This is a genomic window from Arthrobacter sp. B6 (assembly GCF_001663775.1).
Classification (GTDB): domain Bacteria; phylum Actinomycetota; class Actinomycetes; order Actinomycetales; family Micrococcaceae; genus Arthrobacter.
This window is the reverse complement of sequence record NZ_KV467168.1, coordinates 1,813,232-1,829,516: the sequence shown is the minus strand read 5'-3', so window position 1 is coordinate 1,829,516 and position 16,285 is coordinate 1,813,232. Positions and strand designations below refer to the sequence as shown.

Genomic DNA, 16,285 nt, shown 5'->3' with positions numbered 1-16,285 from the left:
CTCCATGCTGAGGTCCCACATCACCATCACTTCAGATCCAGCCACAGTCCACCTGAAGCCGGTCGCCTGGGCAATCGAAAAGCTGCGGGAGATTGATCGGCCAGGCCTTAAGGCTGAAGGGCCGGGGAACCGTCCCGCCTTGGAGATCGTGCTCCTGGACCTCGCTGACACTGATGCACTCGCGAAGGAAGGGCTCGCAGACACTTCGGGCGAATCCGAGTCGTACTCGCTCGTCGTTACAGAGCCGTACATCGGTGGCCGCCGCGTCGCCATCGTGGCCGGGGACGAGCGCGGGTATGCATATGCCCTCTCGGAAGTAACGGAGCGCGTCCGCGTTGATGGCCTGGACGGACTGCCGGCCGGCTGGAGCGAGTCCCAGTGCCCTGCCGTCCCTGTACGGGGCATTCAGCGGAACTTTTCAAGCGTCCACGAGGACAGCCCGTGGTTCCATGACCGCTCCTTCTGGACTGAGTACCTCGACCACCTCGCCGCCCAGCGCTTCAACCGGTTCCACCTGGCGTTTGGGATGCAATATAACTACGGAACAGGGTGGGAGAGCCGCACCGCTACGGACAACTACCTCGTTTTCGCCTACCCCTTCCTGCTGGAAGTGCCGGGATATCAAGTGCGGGCTGAGGGCATCTCAAACGCCGAACGTGACCGTAACTTCGAGGCGCTGGCCTACATTGCCCGGGAGACGCGTCGCCGCGGCATGAGCTTTCAACTGGGTTTGTGGAACCACGCATACGACTTCGGGTACGACTCCCGCCACTGGTACCCCATACTCGGTATTGGTCCGGAGTCGCACTCGGATTACTCAGCCGATGCCCTCGGCCTGCTCCTGGAACGGATCCCCGAAATCGACGGGGTTACTTTCCGGGTCCATCACGAGGGCGGAATCCATGAGGAGGGGCATGAGGTCTTCTGGGAGAAGATCTTCGACCGCATCTCCAGGGTCGGGCGCACGATCGAGGTTGATATGCACGCGAAGGGGGTGGACCAGGCCCTGATCGATGCGGCCAGGAAGCCAAATCTGCGGCCAGTGATCTCGGCAAAGTACTTGGCCGAGCACATGGGCCTGCCATACCACCAGGCCTCGATTCGAGAGCATGAGCGGCACCCCCTCCACTTCCCCGGAATGGAGAAAGCGATGACCGGGGTCACGGACGGCGACCGGCGGTTCACGCGCTACGGTTACGCCGACTACCTCAATGAGGACCGGCCGACCGACGTCATGTTTCGGATGTGGCCGGGAACTCAGAAATTGCTCTTGTGGGGCGACCCGGCCATCGCCAGTGGTTTCGGCCGGTATTCGACCATTGGCGGGTCCAGGGGTGTCGAATTCTGCGAGCCGTTGACCTTCAAGGGACGAAGAGGCACCGGGGAACCGGTGCGCCGCGATCCATACGTACGTGATGATCTCCGCCTCGGTGTGTCGGACTGGCGCAAATACCGTTACACCTACGTGCTTTGGGGTCGCCTCCTCTACGATCCAGACGCCTGTCCGGAGACATGGCAGCGAACGCTCCGCTCAGACTATGGCGCAGCTGCAGGTGACTTTGAGACGGCGCTTTCTAGTCTCAGCCGCATCCTGCCCTTGGTAACCGTTGTCCACGGCGTCAGCGGCGCCAACAACTTCTACTCTCCCGAAATGTACGTCGACTTGCCCATCTCTGAGTGGAAGCTTTCGATGCATTACGCCTGGGATACACCTGATCCCAAGACATGGGAAGGGGTCAGCCCGTTTGATCCGACCTTGTTCTACAGCATAGGAGAGTACGCCGATGATGCGACGGCAGGTCAACTGCAGCCGAAGTACACCCCGCTCGAGGTAGCATCGTGGATCGAGGCGATGGTTGCAGAGGGTGAGCAGGCCTTGTCACGAGCCACCGCCTCTGCCTCCTCTGATAACCCCCAGACGCTGCGCACCATCATTGATCTCCGGGTGCTCATCCAGCTCGGGCAGTTTTTTGCCGGCAAGTTCCAGGCTGCAGTGCAGTACGCCCTGTTCCGGCGGATGGGGGATACAAAGCTCCTTGAGGAGGCGATCCGGATCCTGGAGGCCGCGCACGCCGCGTATGCAGGCATCGGGAGGATCGTACCGGGTGTGTACCAGAACGACCTCGCGTTCGGCGTCGGAATATCCGACCGTGGCACTTGGTCCGACAGGATCATGGGGATGCGGGAGGACCTCCACCTCCTTAAGCGGGAACTTGAGCGCGCGCCGAAAAAGCCGGAGGGCGGAGGCGTTTCACAACCTGAGCGGCGGAAGGACCGATGGATCGCCGACGCCCGTTTTGAAAACGTACCGTCCTTCGATCGCGGGGCGTCGCTCGAAGTCCGGCTCGTGACCGCAGATCCCGCCATAGCCCGTGCTGTACTCCACTACCGACACCTGAACCAGGCCGAGGACTACAAGACGGCGGAAATGGAGCGCGTTACCGATGGTTTTGTCGCTGTTCTCCCTTCCGGTTACACGACGGCGGCGTTCCCTTTGGTCTACTTCGCTGAAGTGCATACTGACGGGGACCACCCCGTGTTCGTTCCCGCCTTCAACGAAACCCTGTCCAACCAGCCCTATGAGCTAGTGCACAGCACGACCTGGATAACGAGGACAAAGCCCAATTCGGTCGTTCGCTACGAGGCGTCCCACTGAATGCTCCCCCCACACGGCGGGGAGTTGGAGTTCCCCCTTCACTTGTGGTCCGGCCTTGATTGCCTGGGCTTGGGGTACTCGGCTGGGGATCCGTTCCTCCGCGGACTCCACCGGTTTGGCATCACCCTTCAGGGGCTAAATGATCTGGCTGTCGGCTGAAATCCTTGACAGGTGGCGCGAACAGCTCCCTTAAGTGTCGATCAGTGGTCCCGGATCGACACTATGCTACCGAGTCCGGAGGCTGGCGGGGCGACCGTTTCGGGGCCACCGCCGGGTCGCTTCATTGAAGGGATCATCTACCGGTACGTTGTGGGATCGCTTGGCGCGACCTGCCTGCGGAGTCCCTCCGTGCGGACGGCGTGGAGGTGGCATCGCCGTTCCGGCGCCGACGGCAACTGGGACCGGATCTTTCGCCAGGTCCTTGGCGGAGGCAGGCACAGCCGGAAAGATGGATGGGACCGCGGATCATCAGCGAGTCCCCGCCCTGACCGGGACCTAAACAGGGTCCGATGGAATTGAATGCGTCTTCTTAGGGCCCAACATTACGGTGTCGTACGCGGCCATCGCCGCGTACGACACACACTTTGACCGCTGGATAGCCCGGCCATACCACGAATGCTGTGTGAGCTCACTCTGACCGGCTTTTGGCCGAAGTGCTGACCTGTCACAAGGGTGGCCAGCCGGGCTAAACGGGTGCGGCCAAGGCTTCAGCCAACCAGCTAGGCCGCTCCGGCGTGCTCGTCCTGCTGCCGCTGCTGCTCGATGAGCCTACGCCGCTCCGCTCTACGCTTCTCCTGGTTAGCGGGGTCGGCAACCGGTGCTGCGAGGAGCAGCCGCTGGGTGTATGGATGCTCCGGAGTGAGTGTCACGGTCCGCGCCGGACCTGTCTCCACGATGTCGCCCTTGTAGATAACCGCGACCCGATGGCTCACGTGCCGAACCACGGAGAGGTCATGCGAAATGAACAGGTATGAGACGCCCGTCTCTCGCTGGATATCAAGGAGCAAATCGAGCACGAGCGCCTGAGTGGACAGGTCCAGGGCGGACACAGGCTCATCACAAACGATCAGTCGTGGCTCGGGGGCGAGTGCCCGTGCGATGGCCACACGCTGTCGCTGACCGCCGCTGAACTCCTTCGGCAGCCGCTCGGCCGCATCGCCCGGCAGCCCGACCTGATCCAGCAGCGTGCGGACCTTTGCGCGCGCGTCGCGCGGTGTGGCCCCCTGCACGATAAGCGGCTCACTCAGGATGTCCCCAACTGTCAGTGCTGGGTTAAGCGAAGAATAGGGATCTTGAAAGACTACTTGGATCTCGCGGGCCAAGGCCCTGCGCGTCTTGGCGTCAGCGTGAGTAATGTCTTGTCCGTTCAGCAAAATGTTACCGCCACTCGCCTTGACGAGGCCGAGAACCGCCCTGCCAATCGTCGTTTTGCCGGACCCCGACTCGCCGACGAGTCCCAGCACCTCTCCAGGTGCGATAGACAGCGAGACGCCATGTAGTACTTCTAGCGACCGGGCGCGGACACCTCGTCCAGGAAAGGAGACCCGAAGATCTTGGACGTCCAGAAGTTGATTCATCGATTCCCTCTCAAAGCTGGCTCAGATTTTCCGGCATCACCCGTAAGCGGGCTGCGTTGAGGCGTTACGTTTCTCAACGTTTTGACCGACTGGACATCGTGCGCACGGGTTCGCCCTCGTGACAACTCCATCGTCCTGCTGGACTTTCGTGTTCGAATGCACATGCGGTGGCTCCTTCGTCATCCGTGCAAGGCCTGGCTTGGGTGGCCGCTCAACGTGGTGTTGGGCCGATCACACCTTTTGCTGCCCGCATCCAGTAGACCACCTCGCGCCAGGTTTGACAAGCGATTGCCGCCGAGGGTTGGGTCATTATTCATTGCAAAGAAGACCATGGTTCCTACGAAGGTACATTCCGTTGAAAATTTATTCGGCAACCGGTTGTCAGAACGGTTGTGAGGTGGTTCACTTATAAAAGCCCGAGACTTTCGGGGACGTCCGCATTGCTTGCAGCATGGGACGTTTGCAAGACAAAGGAGTCCTCATGAACATGCGCAACATAGCGTTTCTCGGGAACAGGTCCCGGGGAGTGCGCGCTTCTGGCGTAGCGATGCTGATCACCGGCGTCCTCGCAATATCGGCCTGTGCCCCTTCGACCAGCGATTCAGGCAATTCCTCCACGTCGGGGGCGGCCAGCGATGCCAAAATCACCCTCGGGGTTACGGCTGCACCGCGGTCCCTAGACCCGGCACAGCTTGATGGCGGCACGCAGGCCTATGTTTGGGGGTCGATTTACGACACCCTGCTTTATCTGGACAACGACGGTAAATTACAGCCGAACGCTGCCAAGGAATGGAAATACAGCGATGACGCGCTCACCTTGACCCTGACGCTGCGTGACGACCTGAAGTTCAGCAACGGCGAGCCCGCAACGTCCGCAGATGTCAAAGCAACGTTCGAGCGTAACAAGACGACCCCCGGCCAGCAGACGGACAAGTTCACCTCAGTAGAGTCCGTCGAGGCACCAGACGAACAGACGGTTATAGTCAAGTTCGCTACCCCTGACCCGGCGTTCCTCAACAACATTGCCACTGACGCGGGCGTAATCGCCGACGATAAGAACCTCAGTGATCCCAACATCGCCACAAATCCAATGGGATCTGGCCCATACACCCTCAACACTGAGAAGAGCGTGACCGGCAGTTCCTTCGTGCTGGATCGACGCGAAGACTACTGGAACCTTGATGCCTACCCGTTCAAGACAATCACGGTTCGAGTTATTACCGACTCAACGGCTATCGTCAACGCCCTAAAGGCAGGTGAGATTGATACCGGCCAGGTGCAGGCGAGCGCGATGCCTCAGTTCGCGGGTAGGCCCGAGTTTAATCACGTTCAGGTTAAGGGCGCGTCGGTCTCCTACCTCAATCTGGCTGACCGGGCCGGTACCAAGCTCAAGCCGCTGGCGGATGTGCGAGTCCGCCAGGCCATTAACTACGCGTTCGACCGCAAGGCAATGGTTGAAAAAATCCTGTTAGGACAGGGTGTGCCAACTGCGCAGCAGTTCAACTTGAACGGTGACGTTTACGACGAGAGCCTGGACAGCACTTACAGTTACGATCCGGACAAGGCCCGCAAGCTCCTCGCCGAGGCAGGATTCCCCAACGGCTTCGAGATATCAATGCCCAGCACCGTAATGTCGACGACCTTCGAGCCCACCCTCTCGCAGGCACTCGGAGACATCGGAATTAAGGTGACTTGGGAACCTGTCCCCATCCAGAATGCGACGGCGGCAGTGGCCGGCGCCAACTACCCGATGTACTTCTTTACGGTGGGAAGTGATGTGGCGCCACGCGAGGTGATCCGCCAGCTCAAGGGAAAGACCCAGAACCCCTTCCAATGGACCTCCTCAGAAGTCGACACGCTTCTGAAGGAGGCGAACTCGGAGGTCGACCCCGAGGCGCGTAACGAGAAGTACAAGAAGCTGAACGAGTATGTCGTCAAGGAGGCTCTGTTCGCTCCATTGTTCTTCAACTCTCAGAATTATGTGACATCGAAGGATATTGCTTTCCTCGGAAACGGTAAGAAGAACTTCCCATCCATCCGCACCTTTGATGTAAAAACCGACTGACAGGGAGTCTAGAGACAGACCTGCACTACTGCAGACTGCGGGTGGCCGAAGGATCTTCCTTCGGCCACCCGCGTTGGATAAAAGGGCAATCCAAAGGCAGCTGCACCAGTCAGCCTCCTGCGAGGATTCTCACAGCCAGCAATCGCGACTCCGAGGTTTGACTTCGACCCCGGACCTCCGGCGAATCTCAGGGGGCCCTCGCCCCGAAGCTAACCCCTCACCTTTTGTCAGGAAACAAGAATATGCTGGGCCCCCAAGACACCACGACCCGATAACGCAAGAACCTCGACGGAGTGTGGGACTTCAAAATCGATCACGACGGAGCAGGCTACGCCGAGCGCTGGTTCACGGATGCGCTGCCAGGCGCCCGCGCCATGGCTGTTCCAGCTTCCTACAATGAACTCGTTACCACCTCGAAGGATCGAGAATTCTTCGCGACCTCTGGTACTCGAGCAGCGTGCGTTTACCCGGGGTTGGAACGGTCCAAACTGCTCCCTAGTCGTCAGGACTGAGAACTCAGTTCTGACGACTGGGGAGCAGCCCCGTTTAACGGAGCAGTTCGCGTCCCACCTTGTACCTCGGAAGCCGGCGCCGAAGACAACATGAGAATGCTCTGGGAATGCGAGCAATCACCCGCGTTACTTGCGACGCTGGCGCGATGCCGCTTCACTGGGCCCGATTCAGTAGCGGTCGTATCCAGCGTGAAGTCCCCGGCGTAGCGTTGGTGCATGGAGCGAACGGGGTGCGCTGTTGTAGGGGGAGGGCCGGCAGGCATGATGCTGGGGCTGATGCTGGCCCGGGCGGGGGTTGAGGTCACGGTCCTCGAAAAACACGGCGACTTCCTGCGCGACTTCCGCGGCGACACCGTGCACGCATCCACCATCAGGCTGATTGACGAACTCGGGCTGGGAGACGCGTTCCGGAACCTTCCGCAGAGCAGGCTGAACAACGTAGCCTTCCCCATCCCGGGCATCGGTATGGTCACTGTCGGCGACTTCGCTTCCCTGAAGCCGCCGTACAACTACATCGCCATGATGCCGCAGTGGGATTTCCTGAACTTCCTGGCCACCGAGGCGGCGCGCGAACCCTCCTTCACCCTTCTCATGGAGCATGAAGCAACGTCGCTAATGTTCGACGGCGGGCGCGTCACCGGGGTGCGGTATCGGACCCGTGGCGGTGCCGACGGCAGCAGCAGGGAAGGGGAGTTGCACGCGGACCTCGTGGTCGCCACGGACGGCCGCCATTCCGTCCTTCGTCGGGCCGCGGGCCTGCGGCCGAAGGAGTATCCGGTGCCATTCGACACCTGGTGGTTCAAACTGCCCCGGCACGCTTCGGAGAAGGGTGCGGTGGCGGGCATCGTTCCGGCATTTCGGGACCGCCAGGCCATGATCGCGCTGTTCCGGGACGATTACTACCAAATGGGCTACATCGCTCCAAAGGGAATGGGTGTCCGGATCCGCACGGAAGGCGTGGAACGGTTCAGGGAGCGCGTCGCGGCGCTTCGGCCGGACCTGGCGGACCGCCTGGACTCCATCCGTTCGCTCGATGACCTTCACTGGCTCGATGTGCGCCTGGACCGGCTGCGACGCTGGTATGTGGACGGGCTTTTGTGCATTGGCGACGCCGCTCATGCCATGTCCCCGGCGGGCGGCGTGGGCATCAACCTCGCCATCCAGGATGCCGTGGTGGCAGCGGCGCGGCTGGTGCCGGCACTTCTCCGGGGCCAGGTGACGGTGGCGGATCTCGCTGCCGTTGAACGCAGGCGCCGGATGCCCACCGTTGTTGTCCAGACGGTCCAGCGCATCATGCACCGGGCGGTTTTCGTTCCGTTATTCGCCGGAAGAACACCCGGGCCTCCGCCGGCCCTGCTGTTCCTTCTCCGGCACGCTCCCATGGCGCGGCGGCTCCTGCCGCGGCTCATCGCGTTCGGACCCCGCCCGGAACACGCGCCCGGCTTCGCCCGCCGTGTTCAGCGGCGTAACCCGGCCGGTTCGCCAACCCTGCCGCGCAGCGATTCAGGGCGCACCGTCACAAATCCGGAAACCACTAAACTGGAGACCATGACTCCCCCTCTTGACGCTACTGCCGCACGCGCCCGCCTCCTTGAACTGATCAAGGAGCTCGCCGTCGTCCGCGGCAAGGTAATCCTTTCCAGCGGAGCGGAGGCCGACTACTACATCGACCTGCGCCGGATCACCCTGCACCACGAGGCTTCCAAGCTGGTGGGCCAGGTCATGCTGGCACTGGCGGACGACGCCGGCATCGACTTTGAGTGCGCCGGCGGGCTCACCATGGGTGCCGATCCCGTGGGTACCGCCGTGATGCACGCCGCGGCGGACGCCGGCCGGACAGTCGACGCCTTTGTGGTCCGCAAGGCGCAGAAGTCCTACGGCATGGGCCGCCAGGTCGAGGGCCCGTCCGTCGAAGGACGGAAGGTGCTGGTACTGGAGGACACGTCCACCACCGGTGGCTCGGCGCTCACCGCGGTTGAGGGCGTCCGCAAGGCCGGCGGCAATGTGGTTGCCGTTGCTGTCATCGTGGACCGTGACACCGGCGCCAAGGAAAAAATCGAAGCTGAGACTGGCGTGCCCTACCTCTTCGCTTTTGGCAAGGACGAGCTGGGACTCTCCTAATCGTGCGCGGCCGGCACCCGCGTAAGCTCGTGCCGGTTGGACTGGCGCAGGGGGGCGCCTTATCATTTGCTCAACCCTCTTTTGCAGCCATTGGAGAACACCCCATGCTCCCACCGGAACTTCCGTTGAACACCACCGAGCAGGTCCAGAACCTTATCCTGGACAGCGCGGATTTTGAGCAGTTCCTCAACGAGCTGGCCAGGTTCTCAGCCCACCAGATGGCAGGCGACGGCGACGACGCTTTGTGCGGCATCACCCTCCTTCGTGACCGGAAGGCAGCAACCATCGGCTGGAGCAGCGATTCCGCCCGTGAAGTGGATGAGATCCAGTACTCGCTGTCACAGGGCCCGTGCCTGACCGCCGCCGAGGAGGAACGCGAAGTCCACGTCCCGGACCTTTTCGAGGAGGACCGCTGGGGCCCGGACTACGCCAACGCGGTGGCTTCCCATGGGTTGCGTTCAGTACTGTCCCTGCCTTTCAACCTTCAGGGTGAAGCGAAGGCTGCCCTGAACCTCTACTCGGACGCGCCGCACAAGTTCGACGAGCGTGCAGCGGCCAGGGCCCGGGGCTACACGAGGGAAATCTCGCAGGCATTGCGCCTGGCCGTCAGGTTTTCCCTCCACACCGACAGCGCTGCCAACCTGCGTGCCACGCTGGAGTCCCGCACCATCATCGACATCGCCGTAGGCATCGTGATGGCGCAAAACCGCTGCAGCCAGGACGCGGCTGTCCGCATCCTCACCGAAGCGTCCAGCAACAGCAACACGAAACTGCGCGATATTGCAAAGTCCCTGGTGGATTCCGTTGGCGGAGCCGGCACCCGCACGCATTACCAGGAGCCGGGCAAAGCCCAGGCAGGCTAGGGCTGCCGCGCAGCTTGTGCCGGGCTGGCCGGGAGGATACGCTTGCCGAGGTTGAGCCGTCGGCCATAGACACCCTTATTTGGAGTACCTATGGACCGCAAATTGCACGCCCTCGCTACGCGTGACGTTCTCACAGACACCGTACGGATTGATGTCCGGGGCAGCCTCAATGAAGAATCCCGCCCGGCCCTTGTCCAGATGATCCGACGCGTTCGGGATATGGGCATCCCTTCGCATGTCCATGTAGACCTCTCCCGGGCCTGCTTCGTGGAATCATCGGCCTTGGCTGGCCTCCGCAACGATCTCAACGCCATCGACGGGGCCACGCTTCCCGGCGCAGCCGGAGGCGGCGTCTCGCTCATTCTCACTCCGCCCGCCGATGCGGCCCCCCAGGAACTCACCGCCAACGAGCTGTCCCTGGCCATCACCGATGAGCTTACGGAGGGTTTCGCGGACAGCGTCGGAGGGGAAGGCCAGGCTCCCGTTGACACGACGTTCGGCCGCCCTTTGGCCGACTACTCCGACGACGAACTTCTCGCCGCGAGTGATTCGATCTTCGCACTGCTCGATGAGCCGGAAGCATTCGCCGGTTCGGATCTGCTTGCCCGTTACAACGAGATCGCACAGGAGCTGTCGCGGCGGAACCCGTTGGAAGGCCTGTACGACCCCGCCCGGGAAGGCCAGGCCGCCTGCTGACGCAGTACGGTCCGTCCTCAGGGGTTGCGGCAGTGGCTTCCGCTATGCGTACGGTAGACGTGTGCCGTACAGGGGGGAAGCAGATCCGCAGGATCAGTTTGAACAGCCGGGAGCTGACCATGCCCGGCTGTTGGCCGACGCCGCTGCGCTCAGGCAGTTCTCGCGCCGAAGCTTCTTTATAGGAGCTGGCGCCTCGTCCCTGCTCGCCGCGGACATGCTGCTGACCCAGCGGGTCCAGGCGGAGCGCCGGGTGAACAGGATCCTTGATGTTCCGGATGATTTCGCCGATGCCTTCTACCCTGACGCCAGCTGGTTCCTGTTCCCGGGCTACAAAACCAGCTGGGAAGAGGCACAGTGGATCCTGAACGCCCTGCGCGGTGCGCTGAACAAGCGCGCCCGGCTTGCCGCCGTCGGCTATTCCAACCAGGGGCTGGACATCGACGCACTGGTGATCGCGGTAATTGAGCACGTGCGTGCGCAAAAGCTCACCAAACTGTTCTTTTACGGCCACAGCTTCGGCGGCATGGTGGCTACCCAGGTGGCCGCCCGGCTCCGCGAACTCCACGGCGTGGAGGTGGCGTTTATCCTGCTCGATTCGAGCCCGTACAGCAAGCACGACGTGCTGGACCAGAGCTGGTTCGACGGCGTTGTGTTCCTCTACGAGCGGGGTTTCCGGGTTCCTTCCGTGCTGCGTGGCGGTTACGAGCTGGGGGAGCGGGTGATCCACAAGGATGAACGGAGTTGGCGCCAGATCCTGGACCAGACCTGGGAGCAGCTGTCCCCGATCGCCCCGTCCAGTGTCCTTGTCCAGTCGGAGTCCGCCTACATCTACCACTTCGACGGGCTCCGGTTCGTGGAGAAACTCGGCGGAACAAAGATGGCCTATATCGGTAACCCGCGGGACCAGACGGTGCGGTACCAGACCGCCGTGGAAGCATGGGAGGTGGCCTTCCGTTCCAACATGGTCTCAACTGACCTGCAAACGGAGGGGGCCCGGCCGGCGCACGCCAGTCCGGGCTGGAACCCCACCATTTACCGGCCCATAGTGGAACAACTTCTGAACGAGTTCTTCCCGCTCCCCGGCGGAGGATCCCGCGTGTCGGTCTTCTAGATCTGGGTTTTCAGCTCCGCCACGGAGGTCAGGACCTGGTTCGGCCGGAAAGGGTACGCGGCGATGTCTTCACGCTGGGTGATGCCGGTCAGCACCAGGACTGTGTGCAGGCCCGCCTCCATGCCCGCGATGATGTCCGTGTCCATCCGGTCGCCGATCATGGCTGTGGTCTCTGAATGTGCGTCGATCTGGTTCATCGCCGACCGGAACATCATGGGGTTCGGCTTGCCCACGACATAGGGTTCCCGGCCGGTGGCCTTGGTTATCAGGGCAGCGATGGCTCCGGTCGCGGGCATGGGTCCGTCCTTGGACGGGCCGGTGGCGTCGGGGTTGGTGGCGATGAAGCGCGCCCCGGCCAGGATGAGGCGGATGGCCATGGTGATGGCTTCGAACGAATACGTCCGGGTTTCGCCGAGCACCACAAAGTCCGGGTCCTGGTCGGTGAGGATGAAGCCTGCCTCGTGCAGCGCCGTCGTCAATCCGGCCTCGCCGATGGTGTACGCGCGGTTTCCGGAACCGGAGCCGCGCACCTGGTCCTTGAGGAACTGCGCGGTGGCCAGCGCGGAGGTCCAGATGTTCTCCTCCGGAACCTCCAGCCCCGACGCACGGAGCCGCGCGGCAAGGTCGCGGGGAGTGAAGATGGAGTTGTTGGTCAGCACCAGGAACCGCTTGGAGGTGTCTACCCAGCGCTGGATCAGCTCGGCAGCGCCGGGGACAGCCTGGTTTTCGTGGACCAGGACGCCGTCCATGTCGGTGAGCCAGCACTCAATCTCCTGCCCGCTTCGGTAAACCGCCGGTGATCCTTTGACCTCGTCCGTTTTTGCCACGTTTTTCCTCCAACGCCGATGTGCCTTTTCCGGGCTACAGTCTGTCATCTTTAGGCCCCCCGACACGTGATGCCGGAGAAATGACGCCAGCGCCCCCGTGCGGTGGCGGTCCCTTGCCAGTACCTGAAAGGGACCGCCATGAGCAACAACTACAGTGCGCCGCCGCCACCGCCCAGGGACGCCGAGGGTGCGCCCATGCAGCAAAAGCCCAGGGCACCGAGGTGCGGGACGGGGACGGAATAGCCCTGGCCTACGCCTTCTTCGCCGAAGCTGACGAGGGCAAATACGGCAAGGAGCCCGCGAAGGTCCAGGCCGCCATCAAGGACATCGAGGCGAAGTTCAAGGCCATGCCCGCGGCCGACCTGCCCCAGCACCTGGTGGGCCACAACTGCAGCAGCAGTTTTGAGACGACCCCGCCGGAGATCCGGGAGTTCCGCCGGACCGCCGCCGTGGTGATCGGTTTCACCTGCCTCAACGCCCGCGGCGAAGCCATCGAAGCCGTCAACCTGTTCAGCGTCACTCCGTGGGGCACACCGCAGATGGTGGGCGTCAGCGGCCACGCGACGTACTGGGATGAGAACCCGGAACTGCTGGAGGAGCTGTCCAACCCGTACCGCGCCAACCGCTGGAAGCTCCAGGGCTGACCCCCGCTAGAGTTGAAGCGTGACTGACCATCCCCAGACCCCGCCGCTGCCCGTTCCACCGCCCGAGGAGGAATCCGGACCAAAGGCGGAGGTCGGCGTCGGGCCCTGGGAAGGTGAGCTGCCCGCCGGCGACCATTGGGATCCCGAACTGCTGGCTGACGGGGACCGGCGGAACGTCGTGGACGAGTACCGCTACTGGAAGCATGACGCTATCGTGGCGGACCTCGATTCCAAACGGCACAACTTCCATATCGCGATCGAGAACTGGCAGCACGACCTCAACATCGGCACCGTAGTGCGTACGGCCAACGCGTTCCTTGCCAAGGAAGTCCACATCATCGGACGACGGCGGTGGAACAGGCGCGGGGCCATGGTCACCGACCGTTACCAGCACGTCCGCCACCACCCCACGGTGGAGGACTTCGTGACCTGGGCGCAGGGGGAGGGGCTGGCGATCATCGGCATCGACATCTTCCCGGATTCCGTGCCGCTGGAGACCTACGAACTTCCCAAGGACTGCGTGCTGGTGTTTGGCCAGGAAGGCCCCGGCCTCACGCCCGAAGTGCACGAGGCCGCCCTCGCCACCCTTTCGATCGAGCAGTTCGGCTCCACCCGCTCCATCAACGCGGCGTCCGCCGCGGCCATCGCGATGCACGCCTGGGTGCGCCGGCACGTGTTCAACCAGCACGTTTGAGCCACCCCGGCGGTGCGGTGAGGCAAGTGTTACCGGTCTCCGTGACCCGAAACACGGCGCCGCGGCAGAAATGGCTAGGATGGTTCCTAGCCGACGAGGTTCACTCCAGGGCCAACCCAGCCCGCAGACGAAATTCACTTTAGGAGTCAGCATGCCCATTGCAACCCCAGAGATCTACTCCGAGATGATCGACCGCGCAAAGACGGGCGGCTTCGCATTCCCCGCCGTCAACGTCACGTCCTCGCAGACGCTGAACGCGGCACTGCGTGGCTTCGCCGAGGCCGAGTCCGACGGCATCGTGCAGGTTTCCACCGGTGGCGCCGCCTACTGGTCCGGTGCCTCCACCAAGGACATGGTGGCCGGTTCGCTCGGCTTCGCCGCTTTCGCCCGTGAAGTGGCCAAGAACTACGGCGTGAACATCGCCCTTCACACGGACCACTGCCCCAAGGACAAGCTGGACGGCTTCGTCCTGCCGCTGCTGGAAGCTTCCGAGGCCGAGGTCAAGGCCGGCCGGAACCCGATCTTCAACTCGCACATGTGGGACGGTTCCCACGAGCCGCTGAACGAGAACCTGAGCACGGCACGCGAACTGCTGGAGCGCACCGCCGCCGCGAAGATGATCCTGGAAGTTGAAATCGGCATCGTCGGCGGCGAAGAAGACGGCGTCGAAAACGCCATCAACGACAAGCTGTACACCACCGTCGAGGACGCCCTGGCCACCATTGAAGCCCTCGGCGCCGGCGAGAATGGCCGCTACATCACGGCCCTGACCTTCGGCAACGTCCACGGCGTGTACAAGCCGGGTGGCGTGAAGCTGCGCCCGGAGATCCTCAAGGACATCCAGGCCCAGGTAGGCGCCAAGATCGGCAAGGACAGCCCGTTCGACCTCGTGTTCCACGGCGGCTCCGGCTCCTCCGACCAGGAGATCGCCGACGCCGTTTCCTACGGCGTGATCAAGATGAACATCGACACCGACACCCAGTACGCCTACACGCGTCCGGTGGTGGACCACATGTTCAAGAACTACGACGGCGTGCTGAAGGTCGACGGCGAAGTAGGCAACAAGAAGCTCTACGACCCGCGCGTCTGGGGTGCCTCCGCCGAAGCCGGCCTGGCTGCCCGCGTGGTCGAGGCCACCAAGCAGCTCGGCTCCGCCGGTAAGACGTTCTAGTATGTCCGACGAGTTCCGCAAGAACCTGATGGGCCCCGAGCCCACGCTCCTGCCTGCCGAGACCGAGGTCTACCAGCAGCTGGAGGACGGCCAGGAAGCCCTGGACCTCGTGGCCAAGCACCCCACCTCGTCGCTGTTGTGGGCCGTCCTGGCGGAAGAGGCATGGGCCGAAGGGCGCACCATCGATTCGTACGCCTACTCACGCGTGGGCTACCACCGCGGCCTGGACTCGCTGCGCCGCAACGGCTGGCGCGGCGTGGGTCCCATTCCGTGGGAGCACGAACCCAACCGTGGTTTCCTGCGGGCGCTCTACTCGCTGGGCCGGGCCTCCTCGGCCATCGGTGAGGCAGACGAGCCGGCACGGATCGAGAAGTTCCTGAACGACTCGGACCCGGCGGCGAAGGCTGCCATCGAAGGCAGAGACTAACTGCAAAAAGTACGACGGCGGGCGGTCACCTTTCAGAGGAAGGTGACCGCCCGCCGTCGTACGTCCCAAGGAGTTTTTGTCCAGATAACGCGACCAAAAGCGCCTTTTGGTCGCGTTATCTGGACAAAAACTCCATACGGAGGGACTAGCTGGGAACCGTGAGACCGGTGCGGGCCATGGCGTCGGCATAGGCCACGCGCATTTCCTCAAGGTATTGTTCCTGCCGCGCGGGCGTGCCGGCGAAGGCGCGGCCGCTCAGGGAACGTACCTTGTACGTCTTGAGTCCGCGGCGCCAGATCATGGGCACCTCTGTCTTGAGCAGCAGGTTGGCCAGGCGGTTGGCTTCGGTGCCATGTGCCACGATGACCGAGGCGCGGGGGACCAGGGCCAGGAACTTCAGGAGCGGCTTGAGTCCGGCGGAGATCTGGTCCGGCGTGAACTTCCCGTTCACCTCACCCGGTGTGTGCCACGGGTGGACGTTCCAGGGCATCACAAATTCCGGACGCAGGCCCAGCTTCCACTGGATGCCCAGCATGCGGGTGGCGGCGTCGTCGTCGCCGGCCGTGATGAAACCGGACTTGTCCGATTCGCCGATGTTTGAGTAGAGGCTGATGATGCGGCACTCGTCCACATCGTGCATCGGATCGACGTAGGGGACTTCGGTGTGGGGCTTGACGCTCTGCAGGGAATCGCACAGCTCGTTGACGGCGGCAACGTTGGGTTCGTAACGGCGGCTCAGAAGCTGCTCACGGAAAGATTCGGGTGCCAGGGCTGTCATGTAGTGCTATGTCTCCTGCGGGGCTAGGTGCTGCTGCCAATCCGGAAAATGGGCGCAGTGGGCCGCGCCGCAGATCCGGGATGGTTTGAAATGTGGTGTGGACCGATTCCTGGTCGGTCCCTATCAGTCTAGCAAGCCCCGCG

13 protein-coding genes and 1 pseudogene are annotated in these 16,285 nt (G+C 62.8%); 11 read left to right on the top strand and 3 right to left on the bottom strand.

Features of this window, described 5'->3' with window-relative positions:
* Positions 1–4 precede the first annotated feature (4 nt).
* Positions 5–2,656 (top strand): hypothetical protein, encoded by a 2,652-nt coding sequence (locus tag AU175_RS07935; RefSeq protein ID WP_066287257.1) that lies wholly within the window; start codon positions 5–7, stop codon positions 2,654–2,656.
* A 719-nt stretch (positions 2,657–3,375) separates the two neighbouring features.
* On the opposite strand, the gene AU175_RS07930 is transcribed toward AU175_RS07935, so the two are convergent.
* Positions 3,376–4,233, bottom strand: a complete 858-nt coding sequence (locus AU175_RS07930) for an ATP-binding cassette domain-containing protein (protein WP_066287255.1) — start codon at positions 4,231–4,233, stop codon at positions 3,376–3,378.
* Positions 4,234–4,714: 481 nt separating this feature from the next.
* Between AU175_RS07930 and AU175_RS07925 the strand changes: the two genes are divergently transcribed.
* The 6 genes and pseudogenes from AU175_RS07925 to AU175_RS07905 all read left to right on the top strand — a co-directional run bounded on the left by AU175_RS07925 (position 4,715) and on the right by AU175_RS07905 (position 11,601).
* Complete coding sequence (locus AU175_RS07925; RefSeq protein WP_066287253.1) at positions 4,715–6,298, top strand: ABC transporter substrate-binding protein; 1,584 nt, start codon at positions 4,715–4,717, stop codon at positions 6,296–6,298.
* A gap of 728 nt (positions 6,299–7,026) precedes the next feature.
* A pseudogene (locus AU175_RS07920) lies at positions 7,027–8,253 on the top strand (FAD-dependent oxidoreductase); the annotation flags it as partial.
* A 105-nt stretch (positions 8,254–8,358) separates the two neighbouring features.
* Positions 8,359–8,931, top strand: coding sequence for an orotate phosphoribosyltransferase (gene pyrE / locus AU175_RS21990; RefSeq protein WP_197497142.1), 573 nt, complete (start codon positions 8,359–8,361; stop codon positions 8,929–8,931).
* 104 nt (positions 8,932–9,035) lie between these two features.
* Entirely contained in the window at positions 9,036–9,794 is a 759-nt protein-coding gene (locus AU175_RS07915; RefSeq protein ID WP_066287251.1) for a GAF and ANTAR domain-containing protein, read from the top strand.
* A 90-nt stretch (positions 9,795–9,884) separates the two neighbouring features.
* Positions 9,885–10,490 carry a hypothetical protein gene (locus tag AU175_RS07910; RefSeq protein WP_066287250.1) on the top strand — a complete coding sequence of 202 codons (606 nt, stop codon included), beginning with the start codon at positions 9,885–9,887 and terminating at the stop codon, positions 10,488–10,490.
* Positions 10,491–10,551: 61 nt separating this feature from the next.
* Entirely contained in the window at positions 10,552–11,601 is a 1,050-nt protein-coding gene (locus AU175_RS07905) for an alpha/beta fold hydrolase (RefSeq protein ID WP_066287249.1), read from the top strand.
* On the opposite strand, the gene AU175_RS07900 is transcribed toward AU175_RS07905, so the two are convergent.
* Positions 11,598–12,428, bottom strand: coding sequence for an HAD-IIA family hydrolase (locus AU175_RS07900; RefSeq protein WP_156642227.1), 831 nt, complete (start codon positions 12,426–12,428; stop codon positions 11,598–11,600). The genes AU175_RS07905 and AU175_RS07900 overlap by 4 nt on opposite strands.
* A 113-nt stretch (positions 12,429–12,541) precedes the next feature.
* On the opposite strand from AU175_RS07900, the gene AU175_RS07895 reads away from it, so the two are divergent.
* The 4 genes from AU175_RS07895 (at position 12,542) to AU175_RS07880 (ending at position 15,364) form a co-directional block, all read left to right on the top strand.
* Entirely contained in the window at positions 12,542–13,072 is a 531-nt protein-coding gene (locus AU175_RS07895; protein ID WP_231938487.1) for a hypothetical protein, read from the top strand.
* 19 nt (positions 13,073–13,091) lie between these two features.
* Positions 13,092–13,766 carry a TrmH family RNA methyltransferase gene (locus AU175_RS07890; RefSeq protein ID WP_066287247.1) on the top strand — a complete coding sequence of 225 codons (675 nt, stop codon included), beginning with the start codon at positions 13,092–13,094 and terminating at the stop codon, positions 13,764–13,766.
* Positions 13,767–13,917: 151 nt separating this feature from the next.
* Positions 13,918–14,937 (top strand): class II fructose-bisphosphate aldolase, encoded by a 1,020-nt coding sequence (gene fbaA / locus AU175_RS07885; RefSeq protein ID WP_066287245.1) that lies wholly within the window; start codon positions 13,918–13,920, stop codon positions 14,935–14,937.
* A gap of 1 nt (position 14,938) precedes the next feature.
* Complete coding sequence (locus AU175_RS07880) at positions 14,939–15,364, top strand: DUF3151 domain-containing protein (RefSeq protein WP_066287240.1); 426 nt, start codon at positions 14,939–14,941, stop codon at positions 15,362–15,364.
* 145 nt (positions 15,365–15,509) lie between these two features.
* Here AU175_RS07880 and AU175_RS07875 read toward each other — a convergent pair whose 3' ends face one another.
* Complete coding sequence (locus AU175_RS07875; RefSeq protein ID WP_066287238.1) at positions 15,510–16,142, bottom strand: uracil-DNA glycosylase; 633 nt, start codon at positions 16,140–16,142, stop codon at positions 15,510–15,512.
* Positions 16,143–16,285: the final 143 nt, after the last annotated feature.

Bases quoted from the DNA above. Each gene is read 5' to 3' on its own strand.
- AU175_RS07935 (WP_066287257.1), top strand. From the start codon at position 5: ATGCTGAGGTCCCACATCACCATCACTTCAGATCCAGCCACAGTCCAC.
- AU175_RS07930 (WP_066287255.1), bottom strand. From the start codon at position 4,233: ATGAATCAACTTCTGGACGTCCAAGATCTTCGGGTCTCCTTTCCTGGA.
- AU175_RS07925 (WP_066287253.1), top strand. From the start codon at position 4,715: ATGAACATGCGCAACATAGCGTTTCTCGGGAACAGGTCCCGGGGAGTG.
- pyrE (WP_197497142.1), top strand. From the start codon at position 8,359: ATGACTCCCCCTCTTGACGCTACTGCCGCACGCGCCCGCCTCCTTGAA.
- AU175_RS07915 (WP_066287251.1), top strand. From the start codon at position 9,036: ATGCTCCCACCGGAACTTCCGTTGAACACCACCGAGCAGGTCCAGAAC.
- AU175_RS07910 (WP_066287250.1), top strand. From the start codon at position 9,885: ATGGACCGCAAATTGCACGCCCTCGCTACGCGTGACGTTCTCACAGAC.
- fbaA (WP_066287245.1), top strand. From the start codon at position 13,918: ATGCCCATTGCAACCCCAGAGATCTACTCCGAGATGATCGACCGCGCA.
- AU175_RS07880 (WP_066287240.1), top strand. From the start codon at position 14,939: ATGTCCGACGAGTTCCGCAAGAACCTGATGGGCCCCGAGCCCACGCTC.
- AU175_RS07875 (WP_066287238.1), bottom strand. From the start codon at position 16,142: ATGACAGCCCTGGCACCCGAATCTTTCCGTGAGCAGCTTCTGAGCCGC.